Annotated in this window: 23 protein-coding genes; 8 read left to right on the top strand and 15 right to left on the bottom strand. The window is 59.7% G+C overall.

Annotated features, from left to right (window positions below):
- Positions 1-61 precede the first annotated feature (61 nt).
- The 5 genes from ycaC to D8U69_RS12240 form a co-directional block, all read right to left on the bottom strand.
- Positions 62-688, bottom strand: coding sequence for an isochorismate family cysteine hydrolase YcaC (gene ycaC, locus D8U69_RS12260; RefSeq protein ID WP_056854554.1), 627 nt, complete (start codon positions 686-688; stop codon positions 62-64).
- Between the two features lie 39 nt (positions 689-727).
- A complete protein-coding gene (locus tag D8U69_RS12255) occupies positions 728-2,566 on the bottom strand; it encodes an amidohydrolase (RefSeq protein WP_130907390.1) in 1,839 nt (612 codons plus the stop codon).
- 9 nt (positions 2,567-2,575) lie between these two features.
- Positions 2,576-3,187: an antibiotic biosynthesis monooxygenase gene (locus tag D8U69_RS12250; RefSeq protein WP_130907389.1), complete on the bottom strand. Its 612-nt coding sequence runs from the start codon at positions 3,185-3,187 to the stop codon at positions 2,576-2,578.
- A gap of 106 nt (positions 3,188-3,293) precedes the next feature.
- The gene (gene cobF / locus D8U69_RS12245; RefSeq protein WP_130907388.1) at positions 3,294-4,049 is read right to left on the bottom strand and encodes a precorrin-6A synthase (deacetylating); all 756 of its coding nucleotides are present in this window, start codon (positions 4,047-4,049) and stop codon (positions 3,294-3,296) included.
- Entirely contained in the window at positions 4,049-4,621 is a 573-nt protein-coding gene (locus tag D8U69_RS12240) for a histidine phosphatase family protein (protein WP_130907387.1), read from the bottom strand. The genes cobF and D8U69_RS12240 overlap by 1 nt, the downstream gene beginning before the upstream one ends.
- Positions 4,622-5,207: 586 nt before the next feature.
- Here D8U69_RS12240 and D8U69_RS12235 point away from each other — a divergent pair.
- The 3 genes from D8U69_RS12235 to D8U69_RS12220 all read left to right on the top strand — a co-directional run bounded on the left by D8U69_RS12235 (position 5,208) and on the right by D8U69_RS12220 (position 8,405).
- A complete protein-coding gene (locus D8U69_RS12235; protein ID WP_130907386.1) occupies positions 5,208-6,224 on the top strand; it encodes an arginine N-succinyltransferase in 1,017 nt (338 codons plus the stop codon).
- A gap of 61 nt (positions 6,225-6,285) precedes the next feature.
- Entirely contained in the window at positions 6,286-7,320 is a 1,035-nt protein-coding gene (gene astA / locus D8U69_RS12230; protein WP_130907385.1) for an arginine N-succinyltransferase, read from the top strand.
- A gap of 215 nt (positions 7,321-7,535) precedes the next feature.
- Positions 7,536-8,405: an oxaloacetate decarboxylase gene (locus D8U69_RS12220; RefSeq protein WP_056854561.1), complete on the top strand. Its 870-nt coding sequence runs from the start codon at positions 7,536-7,538 to the stop codon at positions 8,403-8,405.
- Positions 8,406-8,446: 41 nt separating this feature from the next.
- Here D8U69_RS12220 and D8U69_RS12215 read toward each other — a convergent pair whose 3' ends face one another.
- A complete protein-coding gene (locus D8U69_RS12215) occupies positions 8,447-9,520 on the bottom strand; it encodes a diguanylate cyclase (RefSeq protein WP_056854562.1) in 1,074 nt (357 codons plus the stop codon).
- Positions 9,521-9,743: 223 nt separating this feature from the next.
- Here D8U69_RS12215 and D8U69_RS12210 point away from each other — a divergent pair, with 223 nt between their 5' ends.
- The 3 genes from D8U69_RS12210 to D8U69_RS12200 all read left to right on the top strand — a co-directional run bounded on the left by D8U69_RS12210 (position 9,744) and on the right by D8U69_RS12200 (position 13,668).
- Positions 9,744-11,198, top strand: a complete 1,455-nt coding sequence (locus tag D8U69_RS12210) for an NAD(P)/FAD-dependent oxidoreductase (protein ID WP_130906312.1) — start codon at positions 9,744-9,746, stop codon at positions 11,196-11,198.
- 22 nt (positions 11,199-11,220) lie between these two features.
- The gene (locus D8U69_RS12205; protein ID WP_130907384.1) at positions 11,221-12,177 is read left to right on the top strand and encodes an alpha/beta fold hydrolase; all 957 of its coding nucleotides are present in this window, start codon (positions 11,221-11,223) and stop codon (positions 12,175-12,177) included.
- 111 nt (positions 12,178-12,288) lie between these two features.
- Positions 12,289-13,668: a VOC family protein gene (locus tag D8U69_RS12200; protein WP_130907383.1), complete on the top strand. Its 1,380-nt coding sequence runs from the start codon at positions 12,289-12,291 to the stop codon at positions 13,666-13,668.
- Between the two features lie 47 nt (positions 13,669-13,715).
- Here the strand turns inward: D8U69_RS12200 and D8U69_RS12195 are convergent, their stop codons facing one another.
- Entirely contained in the window at positions 13,716-14,393 is a 678-nt protein-coding gene (locus tag D8U69_RS12195) for a type 1 glutamine amidotransferase domain-containing protein (RefSeq protein WP_056854566.1), read from the bottom strand.
- A 329-nt stretch (positions 14,394-14,722) separates the two neighbouring features.
- Here D8U69_RS12195 and D8U69_RS12190 point away from each other — a divergent pair, with 329 nt between their 5' ends.
- Entirely contained in the window at positions 14,723-15,238 is a 516-nt protein-coding gene (locus tag D8U69_RS12190; protein WP_056854567.1) for an Hcp family type VI secretion system effector, read from the top strand.
- Positions 15,239-15,569: 331 nt separating this feature from the next.
- Here the strand turns inward: D8U69_RS12190 and D8U69_RS12185 are convergent, their stop codons facing one another.
- The 6 genes from D8U69_RS12185 to D8U69_RS12165 form a co-directional block, all read right to left on the bottom strand.
- A complete protein-coding gene (locus D8U69_RS12185) occupies positions 15,570-16,151 on the bottom strand; it encodes a hypothetical protein (protein ID WP_130907382.1) in 582 nt (193 codons plus the stop codon).
- 99 nt (positions 16,152-16,250) lie between these two features.
- Positions 16,251-16,421: a hypothetical protein gene (locus tag D8U69_RS29485; RefSeq protein WP_177336583.1), complete on the bottom strand. Its 171-nt coding sequence runs from the start codon at positions 16,419-16,421 to the stop codon at positions 16,251-16,253.
- A gap of 10 nt (positions 16,422-16,431) precedes the next feature.
- A complete protein-coding gene (locus D8U69_RS12180; protein WP_130907381.1) occupies positions 16,432-16,674 on the bottom strand; it encodes a hypothetical protein in 243 nt (80 codons plus the stop codon).
- 62 nt (positions 16,675-16,736) lie between these two features.
- Positions 16,737-17,810 (bottom strand): lipocalin-like domain-containing protein, encoded by a 1,074-nt coding sequence (locus tag D8U69_RS12175; protein WP_130907380.1) that lies wholly within the window; start codon positions 17,808-17,810, stop codon positions 16,737-16,739.
- Complete coding sequence (locus tag D8U69_RS12170; RefSeq protein ID WP_130907379.1) at positions 17,800-20,271, bottom strand: FtsX-like permease family protein; 2,472 nt, start codon at positions 20,269-20,271, stop codon at positions 17,800-17,802. Before D8U69_RS12170 ends, D8U69_RS12175 begins: the two co-directional genes overlap by 11 nt.
- Before the next feature lies 1 nt (position 20,272).
- Positions 20,273-20,941: an ABC transporter ATP-binding protein gene (locus D8U69_RS12165; protein WP_056854572.1), complete on the bottom strand. Its 669-nt coding sequence runs from the start codon at positions 20,939-20,941 to the stop codon at positions 20,273-20,275.
- Positions 20,942-21,078: 137 nt separating this feature from the next.
- Between D8U69_RS12165 and D8U69_RS12160 the strand changes: the two genes are divergently transcribed.
- On the top strand, positions 21,079-23,052 hold the full coding sequence (locus tag D8U69_RS12160; protein ID WP_130907378.1) for an alkyl sulfatase dimerization domain-containing protein: 1,974 nt from the start codon (positions 21,079-21,081) through the stop codon (positions 23,050-23,052).
- 273 nt (positions 23,053-23,325) lie between these two features.
- Here D8U69_RS12160 and D8U69_RS12155 read toward each other — a convergent pair whose 3' ends face one another.
- Positions 23,326-24,711: a DUF1254 domain-containing protein gene (locus D8U69_RS12155; protein WP_130907377.1), complete on the bottom strand. Its 1,386-nt coding sequence runs from the start codon at positions 24,709-24,711 to the stop codon at positions 23,326-23,328.
- Positions 24,708-26,051 carry a DUF1254 domain-containing protein gene (locus tag D8U69_RS12150; RefSeq protein ID WP_130907376.1) on the bottom strand — a complete coding sequence of 448 codons (1,344 nt, stop codon included), beginning with the start codon at positions 26,049-26,051 and terminating at the stop codon, positions 24,708-24,710. Before D8U69_RS12150 ends, D8U69_RS12155 begins: the two co-directional genes overlap by 4 nt.
- Positions 26,052-26,104: the final 53 nt, after the last annotated feature.

The following is a 26,104-nucleotide window of genomic DNA, read 5'->3' as shown; positions in this document are numbered from 1 at the left end:
TTTTTAGCGAAAAACATCTCGCGAAAGCTTGACCGTGAACAGAGTATCTACAGGGTTTTGCTTACTTGGCGGTAAACGTGGTGTAGCTGTTGATCAGGTTGCGGTAGTTCGGGATGCGTTCGGAAAGCAGGTTGGCCAGGCCTTCCATGTCGTTGCGCCAGTCGCCTTGCAGTTCGCAGGCCACGGAGAACCAGTTAAGCAGCTGTGCACCGGCCGCCGACATGCGCGCCCAGGCGGCTTGTTGCACGGTGGTGTTGAAGGTGCCGGAAGCATCGGTCACCACGAACACGTCAAAGCCTTCGGCCAGTGCGGACAGCGTCGGGAACGCCACGCACACGTCGGTCACCACACCGGCAATGATCAGTTGCTTGCGCCCGGTAGCCTTCACTGCCTTGACGAAGTCTTCGTTGTCCCAGGCGTTGATCTGGCCAGGGCGCGCAATGAACGGCGCGTCGGGGAACTGCGCCTTGAGCTCCGGCACGATCGGGCCGTTCGGGCCGCTGTCGAAACTGGTGGTGAGGATGGTCGGCAAGTTGAAGAATTTGGCGATGTCACCCAGGGCCAGTACGTTGTTCTTGAACTCATTGGGCGAAAAATCCTGCACCAGCGAGATCAGACCTGTCTGGTGATCGACCAACAGCACAACGGCATCGTCTTTATTCAGGCGTTTGTAGGGAACGTTGCTCATGGGTAACTCCTCGGTGGATGAATGTCTTTTGGGTGTTCGTCAGAAAGCAAAACACGAGCAGCCGAAGGCGCCCCAGAAACCGGCAAAGTCGCTGACCGGCGCATTCGACAGGCGCGCCCGTTCATGGCTGTGGGAATGCACCGCACACGGACCGCTGCACTGATGAACCTGCGCTTGCAGAGATGAGGCTGGCCGCCAATGGCCCGGCACTTTCACCACCGGCGACCAATCCGGCAGCACCGGCACACTGGCCGGGCCAAGTTTTTCGAAGTCGCCGGCGGCATACACCACTTTGCCGCCGACCACGGTCAGCACCGACTCGATCCATTTGATCGCTTCTTCGTCGACACTGAAAAAGTCCGCGCTCAACGCCGCGATATCGGCCAGCTGTCCGACCTTGATCTGGCCCTTCTTGCCCTGCTCGGACGAGAACCAGGCGCTGCCATGGGTGAACAGTTCCAGCGCAGTCTGGCGCGACAGGCCTTCGGCATGCAGCGCCATGCCGCCGACGGTGCGTGCGCTGACCATCCAGTACAACGAGGTCCATGGATTGTAGCTCGACACGCGCGTGGCATCGGTGCCCGCGCCTACCGGCACACCTTCAGCGAGCATGCGTTTGATCGGCGGGGTGGCTTCGGCCGCTTTGGCCCCATAACGCTCGACAAAATACTCACCCTGGAACGCCATGCGATCCTGAATCGCAATGCCGCCGCCCAGCGCCCTCACCCGCTCGATGTTCTGCGGGGTAATGGTTTCGGCGTGATCGAAAAACCAGGGCAGGCCATTAAACGGAATGTCGCGGTTGACCTTCTCGAACACATCGAGCATGCGACTGATGGATTCGTTGTAGGTGGCATGCAGACGGAACGGCCAGCGCTGTTCGACGAGGTGGCGCACCACCGGCTCCAGCTCGTCCTCCATGCTCTGCGGCAGGTCCGGGCGCGGTTCGAGGAAGTCTTCGAAGTCTGCCGCCGAGAACACCAGCATTTCCCCGGCGCCGTTGTGACGCAGGAAGTCATCGCCCTGGTGCAATTTGACGCTACCGGTCCAGTTCTGGAAGTCGGCCAGCTCTTCTTTGGGTTTCTGGGTAAACAGGTTGTAGGCGATGCGCACGGTCAGTTGCTCATCCTTGGCCAACTGTTCGATCACCTGATAATCGTCGGGATAATTCTGGAAACCACCGCCGGCGTCGATGGCACTGGTCAGGCCCAGACGATTGAGTTCGCGCATGAACTGCCGCGTCGAGTTGACCTGATACTCCAGCGGCAACTTCGGCCCCTTGGCCAGGGTCGAGTAGAGAATCATCGCGTTGGGACGTGCCACCAGCATGCCGGTGGGGTTGCCGTTAGCGTCGCGAACGATTTCGCCGCCCGGCGGGTTCGGCGTGTCGCGGGTGTACCCGGCTACCCGCAGCGCGGCCCGGTTGAGCAAGGCCCTATCATACAAATGCAGGACGAACACCGGTGTGTCCGGCGCGGCCTGATTGAGTTCATCAAGGGTCGGCATGCGTTTTTCGGCAAACTGAAACTCGTTCCAGCCACCCACCACGCGCACCCACTGCGGAGTTGGTGTGCGATCGGCTTGCTCCTTGAGCATGCGCAAGGCGTCGGCCAGCGAGGGCACACCTTCCCAGCGCAATTCAAGGTTGTAGTTCAGGCCCCCGCGGATCAAGTGCAAGTGCGAGTCATTGAGACCGGGAATCACGCAACGGCCCTTGAGGTCGATCACTTGCGTGACCGGACCGCGTAACGCCATGGCCTGGGCATCGCTGCCGACCGCTACAAAGCGGCCGTCACTGATCGCAACCGCACTGGCGTGCGGATTCTCGCGGTCGACCGTATGAAATTGGCCATTGAACAGAATCAGATCGGCGTTCATCGAAGTTCCTTAAGGCAATTTGGCAGGGGACTGGCCGGCTTCCAGCCAGGGCGCAAACAGGCGCGTGGCGAGCGGCATGAAGACGTACACCACTGACAGCACGATGGTCAGGGTGATCAGGAACGTGGCGACCACGTAATTGGAAAGAAAAGCGTTGAGCTGCAGCAACGGCCCCCAAAGCAGCGGTACCAACAGCGTGTGCGGCAGGATCACCAGCAGCGTGACCACCGCCTGCTTCCAGCGCGGTGCAGGCGAGCCGGTTTCAGTCTGCGGGGTAAACCAGAACTCGTTGACCGGGTTGACCTCGGTCTGGTCGCCATCAGCGAGCATCGGCGCAGCTTCGTCGACCAGCGCCTGGCGCTGCGGCGAATCGAGCCAGCGCTGCATCGCCTCAGTGGAGCAAAAGCGCAGCACGCAGGTGTACGTGTCGAGACCCCCGCTTTTGCCACGCACCACATCCACCCCCAGGTGCCCCACGCTTTGCCCGGCAACCTTGACGATGTTGCGCAGCCAGGCTTCATACGGCACTTCGGAACCGGCCTTGATCCGATGCTTGACGATCAACGTGACAACTTCATCGAACCCAGGTGTCTGTGTGCTCCGGGACTGGATTTCAGACATGACGAAGGTCTCCGACGTAACAATGTTGAAAGGACTTCAATGTTGCCGATGACGGGAAGGAAAAAATTGCATGTACGTGCTTTTTTTTTAAACGTGCCGCCCGGACTCAGGGCTTGCGCAACAAATAGGTATCCATGATCCAGCCATTGGCCTGTCGGGCCGCCTTGCGGACCCGCTCAATCTCATCCGCGACGTCCCTGAGCTTGCCGCTGATCAGGATTTCATCGGGTGTCCCCAGGTAGGCCCCCCAATAAATCTGCGTGTCCTGATCCGCTACCTGTTGGTAGGCGTCCTGGGCATCGAGCATCACCACCAGGCTGTCGGCGTCGCTCACCTGCCCCGCGGCCAGTCGCCGGCCAGTGGTGATTTCAACCGGACGACCGATCTGATTGAGCGTCACTTTGTGCTGCGCCGCCAGCGCCTGAACGCTGGTGATGCCGGGAATCACCTCGTATTCGAAAGCGCAGGTGCCTGCCGCGAGAATGGCCTGCAGGATTCGCAGGGTGCTGTCGTAAAGTGCCGGGTCACCCCATACCAGGAACCCGCCGCACTGGCCGTCCGTCATTTGCTCATTGATCAGGCGCTCGAAGGTACGCTGCTTGGCCAGGTTCAGCTCATTGACGCTGCAAGTGTAGTCAACATCGCCACGCTCGCGTTCCGCAACGGGCGCTTCGACAAAGCGGTAATCGCGATGGCTGATGTAACGTTCACAAATGTCGCGGCGCAGGTCGACCAGTTTGTCTTTGCTCCGGCCCTTGTCCATGAGGAAAAACACATCGACCCGATTCAGCGCCTTGACCGCTTGCACGGTGATGTAATCAGGGTTGCCGGCACCGATGCCGATGACCATTATCTTTTTCATCAAGACACCCCTTCAGGATCAGTGCCCGGCAGCCGCAAGCGCCAGCAACCATTGAACCGCAACTCGATGGACGACAGCGGCTCGACATCGATCAGGTTGTAGGCCGGGCTCTGCAGGACGTGACTCAGCGCGGCACGAATGACAAACGGATGGGTAACGGCGATGAAATGCCCAGGTGTTGCTTGCAGCGTCGTCAGCCACTCAGCGGTGCGCGTACAGACCTGGGCCACCGACTCACCACCATGCGGGGCCGCATGCGGGTCGGCAATCCAGCCCTGCAATAATTCAGGTTCGGATGTTTGCACGTCATTGATGCTTGCACCGCACCAGCGCCCGAAATCGCAATCTCTCAGGGCTGCGACCACCTCCATCGTACTGCCGAACAATTCGGCGGTTTGTCGGGTGCGCAGCTCCGGCCCGCATAACAGCTTCGGCGCACCCTTGAATTGAGAACTGCGCGAACCCCGCGCCGATTGCCAATCCATCTCCAGCGGCTCGTTTGTAGGAAACCGCGCAAGTTTTTGTGCGACAGTTCGTGCATGGCACATCAGGGTCAAACGAGTCGCCTTCACGCGGGGTTTCTCTGTCGGGTGGGAAGGATAAACGGCGTTTAATCGCCAGCCAGAGGCAATTGTGCCGTAAGAGTCGGCATCGGGGTTGTTTCCTTTGACTTGAAATGGGTAATGGCCGGATGCCTTTCATGCTACAGGATCAGCCATCTCTGACTGCTCTTTGGGCGTTTGCCTACAAGCCTGATCGACTTACCTGAAGCCCCGATGCGCATCGATCAAAAATCGTCACTGGACGTTGAAATCCCGCACGAAAATTAACTAGACATGCAGTGCGGCTTAAATAAATACTGCTTTCAACGGATTACCGATAGCCCACATCCAGCAGGAGCCCGGATGCCTTGTTTTGCCAGACCCGAACATCGTTTCCGGTCTGGAACCTGACCCACACGAACTTAAGATCCATTCACCCTGACGAGCCCCATGGCAGGGTCTGGAGCGGGCACGGTGATGCGTGTAGTCATACCCGGTAACGAACAAAAAAGAGCGACGCCTTACAAGGCTACCGCCGAAAAAATGCGTGGAAAACCGACAGTGATTGTCAGGCTTGGTGCCCCGTCACCCAGCCCTTTGAGACAGGAGTGCATCCATGCTGGTCTTGCGCCCAGTGCAGTTAACCGACCTGCCCCAGTTGCAGCGCCTTGCTCGCGAAAGCCTGGTGGGCGTCACGTCCTTGCCGGACGACAGCGAGCGCTTGCGCGATAAAATCCTCGATTCCTGCACATCTTTCGAGCAAAACGTGCAGAACCCCGGGCCGGAGAATTATTTCTTCGTACTCGAGGACCTGACAAACCGGTCTCTGATCGGATGTTCGGAGATTCTGGCGACTGCCGGGTTCGACGAACCGTTCTACAGCCTGCGCAATCGCCACTTCAATAGTGCCTCGCGAGAGTTGAACATCGAGCACGGCGTGCCGGCGTTGTCGCTGTGCCAGGACCTCAGTGGCCACACATTGCTGCGCGGTTTTCACATCGATGGCGCATGGACAGGAACGGCCGCCTCCGAACTGTTGTCGCGAGCGCGCCTGCTGTTCATCGCCGCCCATGCCCAGCGCTTTTGCGACACAGTGATTACCGAAATCGTCGGTTACAGCAGCGATGAGGGACATTCACCCTTCTGGGATGCCGTGGGCAAACACTTCTTCGACCTGCCCTACGTCGAAGCGGAGCGCTTGTGTGGCCTGGAAAGCCGGGCGTTCCTCGCCGAATTGATGCCGCAATATCCGATCTACGTGCCCATGCTGCCCCAAGCCGCACAGGACTGCATCGGCCGGATCCACCCCGATGGCCAGGAAGCCTTCGATATTCTTCAGCGCGAGGGATTCGAAACCAATCACTACGTCGACCTTTTCGACGGCGGTCCAACCCTGCTGGCCCGCACGGGCAACATACGGTCCATCGCCCAAAGCCAAACCACCCAGGCCAGCCCCGGTGCGTTCATCGACGCTCGAGGGCGTTACCTGGTCAGCAATGATTCGCTGGAGAACTTTCGCGTCATCATTGCAGAACTGGACTACCTGCCCGGAAAACCCGTGACCCTCGATGCCGCGATGTGTGCAGCGTTGAAGGTGACCGAGGGCCGTCAGGTTCGGTTGATTGCCCTGTGAGCATCGTTGTGTGCGGTGCCCGACAACGATCCCCGTACAAACCCGAAGCGGGAGCGGCATCATGATTGTTCGACCGGCCCAGGTGACCGACCTGCCTGCCCTGCTCGCGTTGGTTCGGCTTGCGGGCCGAGGGATGACGACTTTGCCGGCCGACGAAGAACGACTGAACTACCGATTGCGATGGGCAAAAAGAACGTTCGCCGAGCAGGTCGAACGTGCCGATGCGGATTACCTGTTCGTACTCGAAGACGACGATCAGCAAGTGGTGGGCGTGAGTGCCGTGGCGGGAGCCGTTGGCCTGCGCGAACCCTGGTACAACTATCGGGTCGGTCTGACGGTCAGCTCATCCCCGGACCTGGGCATCCAGCGACACATTCCGACCTTGTTCCTGAGCAATGAAATGACCGGGCAATCGGAACTCCGCACGTTGTTCCTGCGCCCCGACCAGCGCCTGGGCAGCCACGGTCGCCTTCTATCCCTGAGTCGCCTGTTGTTTGTCGCGGAGTTCCCGCACTTGTTTGGCGACAAACTCATCGCCGAGCTGCGCGGCAGTGCCGATGAACAGGGCTGTTCGCCCTTCTGGGACAGCGTGGGCCGCCACTTTTTCCAGATGGATTTCAGCCACGCCGATCACCTGTCCGGGTTGGGCAACAAATCGTTCATCGCCGAACTGATGCCACGCCAACCCATTTACACCTGTCTGCTCACAGAACAGGCTCAAGCCGTTATCGGCAAACCTCACGCCAACAGCGAAGCGGCACTGAAAATCCTCAGCGACGAGGGTTTTGACCACAAAGGTTATATCGACATTTTCGACGCCGGCCCGGTCATCGAAGCCCCGACCTCCGGCATTCGCACCGTGCGCGACAGTCAATTGTTTGATTTGGCCATGGGCGCCCCGGACGAGCAGGCGCCGCTGTGGCTGATCCACAACCGCCGACTGGAAAACTGTCGCATCACTACTGCCCGGGCTCGACAATCAGGGCACAGTCTGGTGGTTGATCGCCTCACCGCCAAACGCCTGCAATTGCGACCCGGCGATTCTGTTCGAGCCGTCCCCTTGCTCAAACAACAGCAGCAGGCAGTGGCGGCGTAACATCTCAATTGCCTGGCGTGCCGTTGGTCGCTCAACCCAAGCCGACATCCCCCAGACATACCCGCGTTTACCTTGAAACAGACAATGGCACACACCAAAAGGCAGCAATCACGGCAAATTCGTCATCATTCTCGACTCGCCAGCGTGATAGCCTTTTACAACTTCGGCGTTGACACTTTTGCTCAAGCCCTTCCATTTCCATTGGTGGAACTCATATGTCCAGGCTGTCTCATCAAGATTTGCGCCACAATTTTCGCCAGCTGTTCGCGTCCAAAACCTGCTATCACACCGCATCGGTCTTCGATCCGATGTCGGCGCGCATCGCCGCCGACCTGGGGTTTGAGGTAGGCATCCTGGGAGGTTCGGTTGCATCGTTACAAGTGCTGGGCGCCCCCGACTTTGCCTTGATCACCCTCAGTGAGTTCGCCGAGCAGGCCACCCGTATCGGGCGTGTCGCCCAGTTACCGGTCATCGCCGACGCCGACCATGGCTACGGCAACGCATTGAATGTGATGCGTACCATTGTCGAACTGGAACGCGCCGGCATCGCGGCCCTGACCATCGAAGACACCCTGCTGCCCGCCCAATTCGGCCGTAAATCCACCGACCTGATTACCGTCGCCGAGGGCGTCGGCAAGATCCGCGCGGCACTGGAAGCCCGCTGCGATTCGGAAATGGCAATCATTGCCCGCACCAACGCAGGGATCCTGCCGGTGCAGGAAATCATCAGCCGCACCAAGCAATACCAGCGCGCCGGTGCCGATGGTATTTGCATGGTAGGGGTAAAGGATTTCGATCATCTGGAGCAAATCGCCGAACACCTGAGCGTCCCGTTGATGCTGGTGACCTACGGCAACCCGCTGCTGCGTGACGACAAACGTCTGGCCGAACTTGGCGTGCGCGTGGTAATCGACGGCCACGGCGCCTACTTCGCCGCCATCAAGGCGACCTACGACAGCCTGCGCGAGCAACGCCAGATCTTCACCCAGGCCTCTGACCTGAGCGCTACCGAACTGACTCACACCTACACTCAGCCTGAAGAGTACATCCGCTATGCGGAGGAATTCATGAGCGTCAAGGAGTGATGGGCAGGCGGTAGTCAGGCGGCGACAATGGGATCAGGGGATCAAACCGAGCCGAGCAGCTCATGCCGTGGCCTGTCGTCACGGCAACAGATCACCCGATTACGCCCCGTGCTCTTGGCTTCATACAACGCCTGATCCGCATCATTGAGCCACAGGGTCGCGTCGGTGTGGCCTGCGTTGAACGCCGCAAGACCAATACTCAGGCTGACCTTCAACGTCGGATTCTGTTCATAACCCAGGGTGGCGAAGCGATCACGCAAGCCCTCCATGACGGCAGCGGCACTGCTCAGGGGCAGGTCCGGCAGGATCACGCAAAATTCATCGCCGCCATAACGCCCGGCGACATCCGTGGCCCGCAGGTTGTGTTTGAGCATCTTGCTCAGTTGCCGCAACACGATGTCTCCGGCGACGTGACCGTAGGTGTCGTTGATGATTTTGAAATGGTCGATGTCGATCAGGGCAATCGCCCCGCCCTGGCGTTGCCGCTGGCAGCGCTGGAATTCCACTTCCAGCTGGTCCTTCCAGGCGCCGTGGTTGAGCAATCCGGTCAGGCTGTCGGTGCGGCTCAGGGCCAGTAACTCGCGCTTTTGCCGCCCGAGGGTATAAGCCTGGCGATAGCAGATCCAGCCCAGCGCCAGCGGATAAAGACACATCAGCGGCAAACAGGCGTAGAGCTGGATCTGGCTGGTTTCGGGAACCACGACGGGGCTGAAAAACAGCCAGCCGACGCCCATCCCGAGTACCTGCGCGGCGGTCCCCGTCAGCAGAAAGCGCAAACCGCCAATGGCGACATTATTCATCGCCATCATCGAAAGGGTGGTGGCGGCAGGCAAAGGATTGAAGTGCATGGCGACAACCCAGAACCCACCCATAAAGGCGTCCACCAACAGGTTACGCTGTTCCGCGTGGTAGGGACGCGCAACCCGACGCGACCAATGGTAGGCCAGGTGCGGCCAGAGCAACCCATTGAACAACATCAGGCCCCATACCCAAGGCGCCGGGTTCAATGGGAACATCGCCACACTCACGCATAACAAGCCCAACCCGAGGCCGAGGATGCGCGATGTGTAGAGCCTCCTGGCCAGTGAAAGTCCTTTTCCTCCCATCTTTCCCATTGGGACCTCTGCCGCACGGAACAAAACCTGATTACACCGGTGGTGCAGGTACTGTCGGAGTCTAACAGGGCAACGTCAAATAGCCATCACCGGCTAGCGGCGCATAAACCGAGCGCTGTGTGGAGTCTGTTCGCGCCCACTTGATGAAGATCACGCGCAATACCGCTTCGTTTGGCTATACATGAAAGAAGCGTTCGCTAAACCACGAGCAAACAGGAGGCCCATGCAGACCTTTCAAGTGCTGATCATCGGCAGCGGCTTTGGAGGTCAGTGCGCCGCCGTCAATTTGCTCAAGGCCGGCATTACCGACTTCCGTGTGCTGGAGCGGCGGGACTTCTTCGGTGGCACTTGGTGCCAGAACACCTACCCCGGCGCCGCCGTCGATGTGCCTTCACCGCTGTATTCGCTGTCCTTTGCCCCCTACCGCTGGACGCAGATGTTTGCCGAACAGGCCGAACTTCATCGCTACACCGGTCATGTGATCGAGCACTTTGGCCTGCGCGAACGAGTGGAATTGCAAGCCGATGTCGAGCGTGTCGAATGGGACGATGCCGGCAAACGCTGGGCCGTGCACACTGCCGCCAAAGGCACGTTTCACGCACAATTTCTGATCAACGCCACGGGTCCCTTGAGCCAACCGGTAATTCCGCATTTCGAGGGGCAGGAACGCTTCCAGGGCAAAACCTTTCATACCAACAATTGGGACCATTCCTACGATTACCGGCAAAAACGCGTGGCCATTGTCGGCAGCGGTGCCAGCGCGGCGCAGGTGATTCCGGCGATAGCCCCGGACGTCGGGCACTTGCATGTGTTCCAGCGTACGCCGCATTGGGTGCTGCCTCGGGCTGACCGCACATTCGGGCGTTTCCAGCGTTGGCTGCTCGGGATCAGGCCGGCCTACAAGCTGCTGCGCTGGATGATCTACTGGCAGTTTGAAACCCGGGTGATCGCCTTCAAATACTCGAAACCGGCGTTGCACATGGTCCAGCAAAAGGCCCTGCGCTTCATCAGGCGCCAGGTTCCCGACGGCGAACTTCGGCGAAAACTGACGCCGGACTACACCATCGGCTGCAAACGGGTGATTCTATCGAGCACGCTGTACCCGGCGCTGGCCCGCAGCAATGTAACGCTGCACAGCCGCGAACAGGCCATCGCCGCTATCGACGAAACCGGTATCGTCATGCAGGACGGCCAACACATCGATCTCGATCTGATTATCTGGTCCACCGGTTATGACGCCACCGACGGGGTGATTTCCTACCCGGTCAGTGGCAAGAACGGTACGCAACTGCGAAATGTCTGGCGCGAATTCCCCCGAGCCTACCTCGGCACTGCCCTGCCGGACTTTCCCAACCTGTTTATCGTCACCGGCCCGAACACGGGCATCGGCCACACCTCGGCGCTGTTCATCATCGAATCGCAAATGAACTACATCCTCGACTGCATTCAAACGTTAAAAGCACAAGGTTTGCGCAGCATTGAAGTTCGCCCGGAAGCAGAACGTACCTACACTGAAATGATCCATAGAGAAATGGAGCGCACGGTGTGGAAGTCGGGAGGCTGCCACAGTTGGTATCAAAGCAAGAGCGGTCATGTGATTGCCATGTTTCCGGGGTTCAGTTTCAGCTTCCACCGCTTGACCCGAACCTTGAAACCGGCCGATCACATTTTGTCCTGATTCGTCAGAAGGAAGGCGCCTGATGCTTTTACTGGTTGTCGCAATCGCGGTTTTCGCCGCCTGGAGCTGGTTGAGCTACCCGGCCATCGGCTATTGGATCTATGAATTGAGCACGGCCGCCGAAGCCAAGTTGTACAAGCTGCACAAGATTGTCGTGCCCATCGCCGAAATGACCGTCTCAACCTGGCAAGGTGGCCCCTACGAAGCATCCAGCAATGTGTTGATGCTGCATGGTTTTAGCGCCGATAAAAATATCTGGCTGCGCTTTGCCCGATATTTTGTCGGCAATTATCGGGTCATCATCCCCGACATCGCCGGTCATGGCGAAACCGGCTTCAAGGCCGGCGGCGGCTATGACATCCCGTTGCAGGCCAAGCGCATGATCCAATTGCTGGATGTGTGCGGCGTGGACAAGGTTCATGTGATTGGCAACTCGATGGGCGGGTATCTGGCGGCATGGCTGGCGGCAACGTACCCGGAACGCATCGTTTCGGTCGCCCTGATTGATCCGGCGGGCGTGACCGCGCCCGAACCCAGTGATCTGGAGCGGCATCTGGCCCGGGGCCACAATCCTTTCCTGATCAACTCCCGCGAAGAATTCAAATACCTCTATGCCATGACCATGGCCGATCCACCATGGGTGCCGCGCGTGGTGCTGGATGCCTTTGCCCATCGCTATGAACAGTCGCGGGACGAACTGGAAGAGATTTTTCGCGACTTCCGCGCCAGCCCGCCGATGGAGCCGAAACTCCCTTCGATCAAAGCCCCGGCCCTGCTGCTCTGGGGACGCAAGGACCGTTTGATCGATGTCAGCAGTGTGGCGATCTGGAGCAAAGGCATCGCTGATCTACGGGTAGAAATCTGGGAAGGCGTCGGCCATATGCCCATGGTCGAGGCACCGGCCGGTTCAGCCCACCTGTATCGGGAGTTTTTGGCATCGCTGCGCTCGGAAAGCCCACAGGATCAACGACTGCACTGAAGATGCAGTCCTTTGCAGAATGAAGTTCGTCAGAAACTTCGTTTGTCGGCGACGCCCAAGGCTGCGATCTTTTGATCCATCCTTCTCGTTACCGCGCCAGGAATTCTGTTCATGAACCACCCTAGCTTCGTCAGCCCTGACCTGATCCGCCAACGCTTTTCCAGAGCGATGTCCGACATGTACCGCGAAGAAGTGCCGCTGTACGGCGCGTTGATGGAATTGGTGGAACAGACCAACCGTCACGTGCTCGACAACGATCCGCAAGTGGCGCAGCAGTTGAACAGCACTGGCGAAATCGAACGCCTGGACCTGGAGCGCCACGGTGCGATCCGGGTCGGCACGGCCGCTGAACTGGCCACCCTCGCCCGCCTGTTCGCGGTGATGGGCATGCAACCCGTGGGTTATTACGATTTGACCCCGGCCGGCGTCCCCGTGCACTCCACGGCATTTCGTGCCGTGCATGAAGCAGCATTGCAGGTCAGCCCGTTCCGTGTTTTCACCTCGCTATTGCGCCTGGAACTGATCGAAGATCTTGAGTTGCGGGCCTTCGCCCAGTCGGTTTTGGATAAACGGTCGATCTTCACCCCGACTGCGCTCACGTTGATCGAGCGCGCCGAGACCCAGGGCGGTCTCACCGAACAAGAGGCGGTAACATTCGTCGAGCAGGCGCTGGAAACCTTCCGCTGGCACCACAGTGCCACTGTGACCGCCGAGCAATATCAGAAGCTCAGCGCCCAGCATCGCCTGATCGCCGATGTCGTGGCTTTCAAGGGGCCGCATATCAATCACCTGACTCCGCGTACCCTGGACATCGACATCGTCCAGGCACAAATGCCTGCCCATGGCATCACCCCCAAAGCGGTAATCGAAGGTCCGCCCCGTCGTCAGTGCCCTATTCTGCTGCGCCAGACCAGTTTCAAGGCACTCGACGAACCGGTCGCGTTCATCGACCAAGCCCAAACACGCGGCAGTCACAGCGCCCGTTTTGGTGAGATCGAACAACGTGGCGCTGCGCTCACGCCCAAAGGCCGGGCGCTGTATGACCGCCTGCTCAATGCGGCGCGGGATGAACTCAAGGATTTCCCCAATGAAGCCAATGCCAAGCGTTACAACACGCTGATGGCGCAACACTTCAGCGAATTTCCCGACACCTACGAAGACATGCGCCGTCAGGAGCTGGCGTACTTTCGCTATTTTGTGACAGAAAAAGGCCTGGCAGCAGCCGAACTGAAAACCCTGCCACTGGAAGATCTGGTCAGCGGTGGTTATCTGCGAGTCGAACCGTTGGTGTACGAAGATTTCCTGCCGGTCAGCGCGGCGGGGATTTTTCAGTCAAATCTGGGGGACGCGGCGCAGACCCACTATGGCGTGCATTCCAATCAGCAAGCGTTCGAGAGAGCCTTGGGGCGCCCGACCATTGATGAATTGGGGTTGTATGCCGAGACCCAGCGGCGCTCGATCGAGCAGTGTTTTGCCTCGTTCGTACACTGACACTGGACTGACTGCGGGAGCGAGCACGCTCGCTCCCGCAGAGTGGGTTATTTCAGTTTCGCCAATAGCGCTTCAGCCGTTGCCTGTGACGACGCCGGGTTCTGCCCGGTCAGCAACAGACCATCCGTGAGCACATAGCTCGCCCAGTCCGGGCCCTTGGAAAAAATCCCGCCTTTGGCCTTGAGCTCGTCTTCGACCAGAAACGGCACGACGTTGGTCAATTGCACGGCGTCCTCCTCACTGTTGGTGAACCCCGTCACCTTCTTGCCTTTGACCAAGGGCTGGCCGTCGGCGCTCTTGGCATGCCGTAAAACACCCGGGGCATGGCAAACGGTCGCGACCGGTTTGCCGGCGTTGTAAAAAGATTCGATCAGGGCAATCGAATGCTTGTCTTCGGCCAGGTCCCAAAGCGGACCATGGCCGCCGGGATAGAAAATCGCATCGTAATCGCTGGCCTTGACCGAGCTGAGCAGCACGGTGGATGCCAAGGCCGACTGCGCAGCCGTGTCCTTGCGAAAACGCTCGGTGGCTTCAGTTTGTGCATCCGGTTCGTCACTTTTCGGGTCCAGCGGTGGTTGCCCGCCTTTGGGTGAAGCCAGGGTCAATTGAGCGCCGGCATCCTTGAAGGCGTAATACGGTGCCGCGAATTCCTCCAGCCAGAATCCGGTTTTCTTGCCGGTGTTACCCAATTGATCGTGGGACGTTAAAACCATCAGGATTTTCATGTCGTCACTCCGTCTCGGGACTGCAGTGGTGGCTTATAGCCGTGATGCGCCGAAAACTGCTCGCTTGGCACGCTGCAGGTTCTCGGCGCGAGGTGGATCATTCGGTCTGTCGGGCGATTCGACAAGGTGCGCCACAATTCGACCTGTATTGCGCAGCAACCTGCGCAGATATCGAGGTGTTTTAGCGAAAGAACGTTCCCCTGAATTGACTCGACCTGCGGCCTCAGGGGGCTTCGCGGCTTATGGCACGGACCTTGTTAATCGTGAGACCCCCATCAGGCGAACGCGCCTTTCGGGAGCCTCACTTTACTCTAGCAAAGAGAGCATCCATGGCTACACCCGCGTATATGTATGTGAATGGCGTGACACAAGGCTTGATCACTGACGGTGCTTTCACGGCTGACTCCGTTGGCAACATCTTTCAGGAAGGTCGTGAAAATGAGGTCATGGTTCAAGGTTTCAGCCACGAACTGACAATGCCGCGCGATCCGCAATCTGGTCAAACAACAGGCCTACGCATTCACAAACCGGTAATAATCACGAAGGTCTTCGACAAATCTTCGCCCTTACTACTGCAGGCGTTGACGACGGGTGAAGTGATGACATCTGTCCTGATCAAATGGTACCGCATATCGATAAAGGGGACTCAAGAGCACTACTACACCACCGAGCTTGAAGATGCGATCATCGTCCATATCAAAGATTACATGCACAACTGCCAGGATCCGGCGAATTCGCATTTCACGCATTTACAAGACGTGCACTTTACCTATCGAAAAATAACCTGGACCCACGAAGTAAGTGGTACTTCGGGCTCCGATGACTGGCGCTCGCCGGCAGGCTGATGTGCTCGTGCAATAACTATCGAACCGCTTTTTTCCGGTCTAATTTATAGATCGTATTGGAGAAGCCCCATACGCAAAGAAGAGTTCGCCCAGTGCAATGGCCTCGGCATCCTTGCACCGGTAAAGAGCCGCAACACTGGGCGAACGAGACGCATATTAAATCAACGCCTGGAAGTTGTCCGCGAATATAAACATGAAATTTACAGATACATATTTATCAAATGTCGACTCCAATATAATTTGCATCACTCACTGAACTCACCAGCTCGTTAAAAACAGTGAATATCCCTGTACAAGTTGTACAAGGACATTCAGCCAATAGAGTAGAGACTCAACTTTTTCGTGTGGTGACCTTCAGTATATCGGTGTAAACCACATTGACCGTCTGGCCTTTCTTCAGATCCTTTAGCTTGGCTTGCATTTCAGGTCTTACGACATCGATCGTCTTGGACTGGCCTTTGGGGTTCTCGAAGGTCACCCGATTGTTCTTCACATCGATGTCGGTGATCTTCAGTTGTACCTGTACCTGACGGTAGGCTTCCCCCCCCGGATTGGCGCTGCCGGGCGCGGCGCGGGCTTCACCGGTTCGCTCGATGCTGCCCGGCAAGCCTTTGTCGATATCGGTGTCGAGGTAAGCCGCCACAGCGCGGGTCACCTCAATGTCCACTTGGTCGCCGGCCTTCAGGTTGCCGAGGTTCTTGGCCTTCTCGGTCAATTGCACATGCACCTGATTGCCCTCAGGCCCCTCAAGCACGACTTGATGATTGGCGGCATCGACCGACACGACTTTGGTGGTGATTTGATCTGCTTCCACGACGGCAGACAGCGGGATGTCAGCCGCAATGGCACTCAGGCTGGTGGCAGAGAGCAAGGTGGCAAGGGTGATGGCTTTGGTCAGTGCGTGAAGTTTCATAGGCAGAACATTCCCTGTGATCATTGGCGACAAACGGCTTTGAACCCGGGTTAAAAGCCGCGTGCGAATGAGCATAGACGCTGTTGCGCGAGTTCGACGCTAATCTGCATTCTTCGCGGTTTCTTGCGCTGTCGACTCTCCGCTGCGGGTGCCCTTGCCACTTTCCTCGCGCCGCGTCGGATCGGTTGGACGCAGGGCATCGTTGTCGCGTTCTGTTTCCCCCGGTGGACGAGGCTCGTCGGGGTTTTCAGATTCCGGTGTCGGTTTCATGGCGTATTCCTCATGCCTCGGGGTCTTCGACTTCCCGGGCAACGTTGATGGCCGGTGAGTCTTTGTGGGACTGCTCCGCTCTGGCTCGCAAGTCTTGCCACTGTTGAAGGTCAACCGCGCCCTGACCCAGCAAATCGTCGGCCAGACGCAGCAATTCCATGTAATGCGCGTCCGGGGATTGTTGCCAGTAAGCCTGGTCTTCAAACAGGCGCTGCCATGCGTCAAGGTCGGGTGGGGTGAGGTCTTCGCGCATGACAGTCTCCGGTCTGTGGCCTTCTTGATTTAGGAGGCCCGCGAACATCAGAGAGTTCCGGCTCAATACCCGGTCATTTCCAGATACCCCTGCCCTTTATGGCTGCCGCTCAAGCGCACCGGGCCTTCCCAGTAAGGAATGCGCAAATCCATCCAGGCCCCGGGATTGAGGGCGTTGATGACGATGTCGAGGTGTTTGTCGGGAATCCGGATCGACCAGCGCACCGGCATCTCGCGCCCTGCCACCGTAGCGGTGTCCTGCGGGACGAGGCGGATGTCGCCGGCCTTTAGCAGTTGCGTCTGGCCTCGGGCATCGATCCACGTTCCAGTCAAATAGGGCTCACCGTCCTTGTGCCGCATGCGATAGAGCATCACTTGTTCGCCACTCTCCAGGTGCAGGGAAAACCAGTCCCACCCGGTCTGATTGGCCGTCAGCGGCTGGCTGCTCCATTCGCGGTCGAGCCACGCGGGGCCGCTGACTTGATACGGCTTGCCGTCGATCTCAAGCGTGCCGCTGGCCTGGAAAAACGGTTGGCTGTAGTAATACGACGCCTGGCCTTGCTCGGATTTCTGGCTAAACCCCTGGTCACCTTGCAACACCAGCGGTTGGGTCGACGTCAGCCGCAATCGATAACTGAAGGCTTTGTCCCGGGCACTGAGTTGCAGGTCGGTCAATAGGTTTTCAGAAGAGGCCTGGCTGCTGAACACCCAGTCGTCGATCCACGCGCTGAACGGCGTCAGGCTGACGCCCGCCTGACCGACGCCCCCCCGGGCATAACGTTCGGCTGCATGATGTGCCGTCGCCGAGGTCACTGCTGCATGCCCGAGCCAGATCGTCTGATTCTCCCAGCCCTTGACCTCGGGTGTGGCTTTCAAGGCACTGCGAAACAATGTCCACTGCGCGCCGAATTCGTGACCCTGCGGGTCCTTGAGGTTGGCGGTGACGTACCACCACTCGATCCGGAAACCGTCATGAGGGCCGTGATCCGCCGGGAAGCTGAACACTCGACCGGGCACCACCTTGGTGAATGCACTCGCTTGATTGCCCAGCCCCGCAAAGCCTTTTTCCGATGGCGCCGGTTGCTCGCAACCGCTCGACAAGACTGCCAACAGGCACACGACGCACTTAATCCTCATGGGCAAAAGTCCTCAGCAGGTCCGCTGGCTGCGTGCGGTACAACGCGTAAAGCGGCCATGCCGACGCCAGCAACGTTGCCAGCAATGCCAGCCCCATCAACTGCAGCAATTGCAGCGGGAACACCCGCAGTGGCAAGCGCCAGCCGAACGCCTGAACGTTGATCACCGTGTCGAGACACCAGGCCAACGCAATGCCCAACGGCAGTGCCAGCGCCAGGGTCAGCACTGCCAGCAACCAGGTTTGCCCGAGGTTGAGCCGCATCAATTGCTGTCGCGTCACCCCCAGCGCCCATAATGGCGCCAGTTGCCCGAGGCGGCTCTGACTCTGGGTCAGCAGGCTGATGAACAACGCCACGCCGGCCACGCACAGGGTCAGGCTGTTGAGGGCGGCGGTGGCGGCGAACGTTCGCTCGAATACTTGCGTGGACCATCCCTTGAGCCGCGCCTGGTCGACGATGCGGCTGTCTTCAAGGTCAAAGCGCGCCTGCAAGGCCTGTACGAACGGTGCAATCAACGTCGGCTCGATGCGCAGATTGAAACGGTTCGGCGTCAATTGCGGCCAACCACGCAACAGATGATTGATGTTCACCAGCACGTGGCCCTTGGGATTTCCGTAATCGGCGTAGATCCCGATGATGCGCGGCGACCACGGGCCATTGGGCGTCGCCATCGACAGATGATCGCCCAAGCCGACCTTCAAACGCCGGGCCAGCTGTTCGCTGAGCATCACCGCGTCGTCCGTCGCCAGCTGCTCCCAGGGCTTGTCGCCCAAGGCTTCGAGCAGTGGCCAGTGCTGGCGATAGGTCGGGTGATCGATCACCCCGAACACATCCGCCGGCCAACCTTGCAATTGAATCGGCACTTGCCAGTTGGGCAATACCGCCGTGAGTTGCGGCTGCTGCATCAGCCAGCCGTGCAGCTCCCGGGCCTGGGTCGGGTTTTGTGGATTGAGGTAAAGCTCGGCGGTCAGCCGTTGTTCCAGCCAGTCGCTGAACGTCTGGCGAAAACCGGCGGTCATGCTGCCGGCCCCGATGTTCGCCGCCAGCGCCAACAGCAGCGCCATCAGCGCCAGGCTCAGGGCCGGTAACTGCTGGCGGCAATCGGCGAGAAACCACTGGCCGAGCACCGACCGAGCGCGATGCAGCAGCAGATTGAGCAGCGCATCGAGCACCACGGGCAACGCCAGTGCCGCACCGATCAACAGTGTCGCCATCAACAAAAACCCGCTGATCAGACTGTCACCCAACACCAGCGCCAACCCGGCGCTTGCCAGGGCTATCGCCGCCACCCAGCCCTGGCGCCGCAACCAACGCGCATGCGCCTGATGCCACGCCTGCGGATCGGCCAGGGCCAGCAATGGCAAAAGCGACGCCCGCCACAGACTGTTGGCACCGGCGAGCAAAGCGCCCAACAGGCTTAACCCTATGCCGCCGAGCCACCACAGCGGGCTGAGGTTCAACTGCCCCGCCACTTCCGCGCCGTACAAGCCGCGCAGGCTGGCGGCGACATCCGGCAGCAACACGCCGGCCAGTAAATAGCCGCTGACCACCCCGGCCAACCCGCCTACCAGGGCCAGCCCACCCAGTTCGACGGCGAGACAGGTGATCAGCATCCGCGCACTGACGCCACAGGCACGCATCGTGCGCAGCAAACCACGGCGCTGTTCCAGGGCGAGGCCGATGGCTGCATGCACGATAAAGAGTCCGACCACGAACGACAGAAACCCCAACGCATTGAGATTCAGATGAAAGCTTTCGGTCAGGCGTGCCAGATTGTTTTCTTCAGCGCTGCTTTTGAATTGCAGTTGTCCCTTGAACGCATCGGGAAGTGGCGCAATGAAATCCTTGGGCAGTAACAACCGCGACAGCTGTTCCGGCAAACCGAGAATCTGTTGGGCAAACCCGATGTCCACCAGCAACACCCCCGGGGCCATATCGGTTTGCGCATGCAGGGGCGGCAACGATGTCCCGCTTACGCTCAAAGGTCGGTCACCTTCTTTCAATCCCAATGACTGCAAGGTCGATGGCGCAATCCAGGTACTTCCCGGCGCAGTAAAGAACTCGACCACCTGTTCGATTGCCAACGCCTGGCCCGCCACCGGCGAACCACCCGGCAGTGACACCGGTTCGATGCCCATCAGTTGCAGCCGTTGATCTTCATGGTCCTTGAGCGTCAGCCTTCCCTGCAGTACCGGCGACACCGGCCAACCGGCGCGACGCAGGTCGACAAACCATTGCTGCGGGAACGTCCCGCCAGCGGTTGCACTGAGGCTGGCCTGGGGTTCACCGCCAATCAGCTGGCTGGCGCGGGCGTAGCTTTCTCGCGCCTGGCTGTTCAACGCTTGCACGCCGGTCAGCAGACTGGTGGCCAGCCACAGCCCGGTCAGCACACTGAAAAACTGCACTGGATGCTGTCGCCAGTGACTGAGCAGCGCGCGCAGGGTTTCGCCGAAGATGCGCATCTCAGCGACCGTCCACACCGAGCAGACGACCACCGTGCAGCACCACTTTTTCTGCCAGCTGCGCCGCCACGCCCTGACTGTGAGTGACCATCAACAGCGTCGTGGTGCTGTCGTCGAGCAACGCCAGCAATAAGCGCAATACCTCGGCACTGGTGGTTTCATCCAGGCTGCCGGTAGGTTCGTCGGCCAGCAACAGCTTCGGCCGTGAGGCCAAGGCTCGCCCCAGTGCAACACGCTGCTGCTGACCGCCGGACAATTGCTCCGGATAACGTTTGAGCAACTCGCCCAGCCCCAAACGTTGCACCAGATGCGCCTGCCAGCGTGGATCATGACGACCGGCAAGCCGCGCCTGAAAGGCCAGGTTGTCCTCCACCCGCAGGCTGCCGATCAGGTTGAACTGTTGGAACACCAGGCCGATTTCGGTGCGCCGCCACTTCGCCAGTTGCCCTTCGTTCATCTGTTCCAGACGATGCTCACCGCTGCGGATACTGCCGCGGTCGACCTTGTCCAGGCCAGCGATCAGGTGCAGCAAGGTGCTCTTGCCGCTGCCCGACTCGCCCATCAACGCCAGGCTGCTGCCGGGCTTGAGCGTCAGGTCGACACCTTGCAGCACCGGCAACGGCCCCTGCGGCGTGGCGTAGCTTTTGAAGACACCCTGGACCTCAAGCATGAGAGAACCCGTTCGATTGGCGTGGGCCAAGGATAGCGGGCCTGAATGGTTTTTGTCCGTTGGCGATTGCCATCTGGAACGGGCGCCGCCCTACCCTCGAGGCTGGTCTGACCATAACGATAAAAAACGGAGACGCCATGCCACGTTTTACTTTTAGCCCCCGCGGCCTGCTGGCCTGCCTGATCACCGCGTGCCTGACGCAATCGGCGATGGCCGCCGATGCACCAGTCGCCGCCAGCGCGCAAACCGCCGCCAGCAACAGTGCCGTGTTGCAACAACTGCCCTTTAGCGATCGCACTGACTTCGAGTCGGTGGGCAAGGGCTTGATTGCGCCCTTCAAGGGCCAGGTCAAGGATGCCGCCGGCAAGGTCATCTGGGATGTCCTGGCTTATGACTTTTTGCTCAAGGACCAGGCTCCGGATTCGGTCAACCCGAGTCTTTGGCGTCTGGCTCAACTCAATGCCCATGCCGGGCTGTTCGAAGTCAGCCCGAAGATTTACCAGGTGCGTGGTCTCGACGTGGCCAATATGACCATCATCGAGGGCGATGACGGGTTGATCATCATCGACCCGCTGACCATGGCCGAAACCGCCAAAGCGGCGCTGGCGCTGTACTACCAGAACCGTCCGCAGAAACCGGTGGTGGCGGTGATCTACAGCCACACTCACGTAGACCATTTCGGTGGTGTACGCGGGGTGATCGACGAGGCCGACGTAAAGGCCGGCAAGGTCAAGGTATTCGCCCCCGCCGGGTTCATGGAACACGTGATGAGCGAGAACGTGTTTGCCGGCAATGCCATGAGCCGTCGCGCGCAGTACCAGTTCGGCAGTCTGTTGCCTCGCGGTGAAAAGGGCCAGGTCGATGCAGGTCTGGGCAAAAGCACGCCGAGCGGCGGCACCATCACCCTGATCGCGCCGACCGACCTGATCGACAAGGAACTGCGAACCCGCACTATCGCCGGGCTGGAGGTAGAGTTTCAGCTCACACCGGGTACCGAAGCGCCGGCAGAAATGAACCTCTACCTGCCGCAACTGCGCGCCTTGTGCATGGCAGAAAACGCCACGCAAATGATGCACAACATTCTCACCCCACGCGGCGCGCAAGTGCGTGACGCCAAGGCCTGGGCGCAATACCTGGACAACAGCCTGGCGCGCTACGGCGACAAGAGTGACGTGCTGTTTGCCCAGCACAACTGGCCGACCTGGGGCGGCGAGCGCATCCGCACGTTCCTCGCCGACCAGCGCGACATGTACGCCTTCCTCAACGACCGTACCCTGCACTTGCTCAACCAGGGCCTGACCCCGCTGGAAGTCGCCGACGCGATCAAGAAACTGCCGGGCAGCCTCGACCAGAAGTGGTACACCCGTGGTTACTATGGCTCCCTGAGTTTCAACGTGCGGGCGGTGTACCAGCGTTACCTGGGTTTCTACGATGGCAACCCGGCCAACCTCAACCCGTTACCCCCGGTGGACAGCGCCAAACGCAGCGTCGAGGCCATGGGCGGTGGCGTAGCGGTGTTGGAGAAAATGCGCGCCGCCATGGCCAAGGGCGATTACCGTTGGGCGGCGCAACTGGGCAATCAGTTGCTGTTCAGCGAACCGGATAACGCCGACGCGCGCACAGCCCAGGCCGAGACATTGGAGCAACTCGGTTATCAAAGCGAAAACGCTACCTGGCGCAACATGTACCTGACCGGTGCCATGGAGCTTCGCAACGGCGTACCCACCCATGCGGGCTCGTCGGTATCGGCCGACATGGTGCGGGCGATGAGTCCTGAGATGTTCTTCGATTTCCTGGCCATTCGCCTGGACAGCGACAAAGCCGTTGGCCACGACATGACCCTGAACTGGACGTTCGAAGAGCCGAACAAGGATTTCACCCTGACCCTGCGCAACGGCGTATTGACCCACCGCCCCGGCCTCGACCCGCAGGCCGATGCATCAGTGAGCATGAGCAAGACAACGCTGGAGCAGATCAGCCTCAAGCAAACGGACTTCCCGACGGCGGTCCAGAAAGGCCTGGTCAAACTGCAAGGCAATGGCAAGAAGCTTGGCGAATTGATGAGCAGCCTGGACACCTTTGCGCCGCAGTTCAATATCGTCACGCCTTGATCGGATGACGCGGGAAAACCGCGTCGCCCCCATCGCGAGCAGGCTCACTCCTACCCAGGCCAGGTTGATCACAACATTTGTGAACAACACGAAACTCTGTAGGAGCACCTGAGCAAGGCTTGCCCGCGATGACGGCGGCACATTCAACATCCATGGTGCCAGACATTTCGCCATCGCGAGCAAGCTGTGCTCCCACAGGGGATTTGTGCCGAGCACAACAACTGCGGCCACTTCAGCACCTGTGCCAACCTGCTGGCGATGGCTTTGCCCTCACTACACAGAAACCGCTTCCACCAACGGCATCCGCCAGCGCTGTTCAATCACCTCCGGCTTGGGTCCGTACAGGCGCAGGATCAACGTAAACGCGCCCTGCGCTGGCGTTGGCAACCAGTTGTTCGACGACTCGGGCGCTGAGGTCTGCATGACCAGTGTCACCCCGCCATCCGCATCCACTTGCAATGCATCGCGACTGCTCAGGCAGTAACGGTCTATGGGATTGGCGACCAATTGTCGGTCCGGCAAGTCGTACAACGTCAGCGACCAGAACTCGCTGGCCGGCGGCAATTGTCCCGGTGCAAACCGCAATCGATAGCGGAGCCCGCCCTGCAACGGTTGTCCCTGACTGTCCAGCCGCGCGCCGGTGTAGAACGCCTCCTCGACACTGTTGCCGTAGATTCCGACATTCGCAGCGACCGCACGATTCAAATAGTTGCCGTGCAGCGCTTGACGATTGCCGAACAGACCCAGTGTGGTGCGCGTTTGACTGACCGCGGTTTGCAGTTGCACTTGTGCGTCCGCCACCCCGGCCATCAGGGCGTCACGTACGTCCGTAGTCAGGGCTGCCACATCGAATGCCTGACCGGGCACGATGCCGATCCGCGAAAAACGTTCGAGCAACGCTTGTTCTGATGGTGGGGTCGGGCACAGCGTGAGGATCTGATTCAGCGTCGCGATGAACTCCAATCCAAGGCCGGTTTTGGCATCCCAGGGTTGCCAGGCAATTGCCGCAGCCGCAACCGGTGGCGCGCTGCCAGTGTATTCATGCAGCGCACGCAAACGGTATTGCTGCTGCAAGGCGCGCACGGCCGGCAAGTCGTCGGCATTCTTCAGCCCGGTGCGCCCGAGGATCATCACGATCTCGGTTTCGCTGCGCAGCACAGCCTTGATGCCTTCCGGCGTCGGGCCTTGCCAGTGCGGCCCGACAATCAGGTAATCCCCCGCCTCGCGACCGGTGCTGAGCACGCCGACATAAGCAAAATTGTGGGTGTATTGATCGACCAACTGGTGCACGTAGTAGCGGTCGGCAGCAACCGCCGGCACGCTCAGTACCTGCGGTTCGCTGCGCAGGTCCAGCCAGGCCCAGGAGTACGGTGTGTCGTTGTTCGGCGTAACGATTTCGCGGTTGTTCGGGGTGTACAACGCGCTGTAGTGACGGAAACGATTGAAGCCGCCGACATAGGCCGGCGCACTTGGATCAAGCGCCTGCTTTTCCAGGGTCTGGTAATGCATGAGCATCGGGTAGGCGTAGATCCAGGCCTCCCGGGCAATCGTGCGCAGCTCATCGGAACCGCTGGCCAACAACCAGCGCGGCAACATCAAGCCACCCCCCAACACGCCCATGCCACCCAGTACACGGCGGCGACTGACGAACATGTTCATGGCTCGACCCTCGCGATAGCAGGCAGCGGATAGCTGCCGTCCAGCGCCCCGCCCTTCGGCAGATACAGGCGCAACAACAGGTTGAATGGGCCTGCGGGCGTCGGCAGCCAGTTGCTTTGCTGCGCTGGTGCATTGGCTTGCAGGATCAGGGTCAGGCCGCCGTCGGCGTCGTATTGCAAACCCGGACTGCGATCACCCAGCGAGTAACGCTCGATCGGATTGGCCGCAAGCAATTGCGTCTTGCCGTCGTACAGGGTCAACGACCAGAAGGCATTCACCGGCGGCAACTGCCCGGCCGGGAAGTGCAGACGATAGGCATATCGGCCATCCAACAACTGCCCCTGACCATCGTGCAGCGCCATCGGGTAGACCGCTTCCAGCGGATCGTTGGCGTAGATGTAGCGCCAGGCGACGGCCGCGCGAGTCAGGTCGTCATCGCCGAATTTGCCGACATTGCTCGGCGAGCGAAGCCAGCCTTGCTGCTCCACCGAGATCTGGCTGGACGCGGCGCGCACCTGGTCTCGCCCGGCTTCGGCACCTTGGGCAATGGCTGGGTTGAGGTCTTTTGGCGGGGCGAACGCTACGCCGGGTTTCACCCCGATGGCAGCGAAACGCTTGAGTTTTGCTTGCTCGCTGGCCGTCCATTGATGCAACGGCGCCAGCGCATTGAAGGTGCTGAACAAAGCCTGCGCCGGGCCTTGTTTGGTGTCCTGATAGGTCGGCAGGTGCAGCGGCGCCATCGGCTCAGGCGTTGCACTTGCGATCACTTTGGACAACGGCTGCAAGGCATAGCCCATCAACACTTTTGCGGCCTCCTGCTGATCTGCTTTGCCTTTGACTTCGGTTCGCCCGAGCAAAAACACCAGGCGACTCGGCGAACGAATCACGCCGTTGAATCCGCTTGGCAGCTCACCTTTCCAGTCCGGCCCGACGATCAGGTAGCGCCCGGCCTGATCGCCGGTAGCGCGGGTGCCAATGTAGTCGAGGTTATCGGTGCGCATGTCGACCAACTGGAAGCTGTAGTAGCGCCCCTGCACCGCCGGCACTTGCAACACCTGTGGTTCCGCGCGCAAGTCGAGCAAGGCCCGGGAATAGAATGTGTCGTTGTTTGGCGACACCACTTTGTTGTCCTGCGGGCCGAGCAATCGCGGTTCGCTGTAGAGGCGGTTGAACGGCAGCTTCGCGGCGATGGCGCTGAGCACCTTGTCGTGCTCGACGGTGGCGTAAGCAAACACATAGGCCTCTTGCGCCAGCGCCCTGGCCTGCGATTGATCGAGGGTTTGCGCGTGAACCGAGCCCAGGCTTGCGCCCAGGGCCAGCGCGGATATCCAGTAGCGCACGGATAGATCTCCTTAAGGGTGATGAATGATCGTTCCCACGCTCTGCGTGGGAA

The organism is Pseudomonas sp. Sample_16 (genome assembly GCF_004307665.1).
Classification (GTDB): Bacteria; Pseudomonadota; Gammaproteobacteria; order Pseudomonadales; family Pseudomonadaceae; genus Aquipseudomonas.
Note: the sequence above shows the minus strand (reverse complement) of the source record. Positions and strands in the feature narration are given on the sequence as shown.